The 595-nt window shown below is 51.1% G+C and carries 2 protein-coding genes; both read left to right on the forward strand.

What is annotated here, in order from left to right; all coding sequences use genetic code 11:
* Positions 1-23 precede the first annotated feature (23 nt).
* On the forward strand, positions 24-248 hold the full coding sequence (locus tag ACTHUE_RS19870; protein WP_003681929.1) for a sulfurtransferase TusA family protein: 225 nt from the start codon (positions 24-26) through the stop codon (positions 246-248).
* A gap of 12 nt (positions 249-260) precedes the next feature.
* On the forward strand, positions 261-595 hold a 335-nt coding region (locus tag ACTHUE_RS19875; RefSeq protein ID WP_440424264.1), incomplete at its 3' end, for an NMCC_0638 family (lipo)protein.

Raw genomic sequence — 595 nt, forward strand, 5'->3', positions numbered from 1 at the left:
GATTAATATGACGAGTTTTTATCATGAATACACAAACTCTGGATGTCATCGGTTTGAAATGCCCGTTGCCGATTTTGCGTGCCAAAAAAGCTTTGGCGCAAATGCAGGAGGGCGAAGTGCTGACCGTATTGGCCACCGATGGCGGTGCGCCCGGCGATTTTGAAGCGTTTTGCCGTCAGACCGGACATGTTTTGTTGGAATCGAGCGAGGCCGACGGCGTGTTCAAGCTGGTGTTGAAACACAAATAAAGGCCGTCTGAAATGTCTAAAGCCGTCGCGTTGTCTGCCGCCGTATTGGCCGTCTGCCTGAGTGCATGCGGTAATGAAGGCGTTTCGCCGCAGAACGCTGCCGATTATGCCCAAAATGTCACTGACTTGTTCCGCCAAAGCTGTGTGGCCGCAGACGGCGATGCCGCCCTTGTCGGCGAGTTTGCCAATGCCAACAAACTGATTTTATTGTCGAAAAAAGAGATTGCCGATTTGCCTGCCGAAATGATGGATTTGGAGGCATTAAGCATTTGGAAGAAAACGGTAAACGGCGCAGATTATTATTTGAGCCTGACCGAAGACAGTTGCAGCGTGCGCACGGCTAAAGC

The organism is Neisseria sp. P0021.S005 (genome assembly GCF_051956955.1).

Coding starts and splice junctions, on each gene's coding strand:
- ACTHUE_RS19870 (WP_003681929.1), top strand. CDS start 24: ATGAATACACAAACTCTGGATGTCATCGGTTTGAAATGCCCGTTGCCG.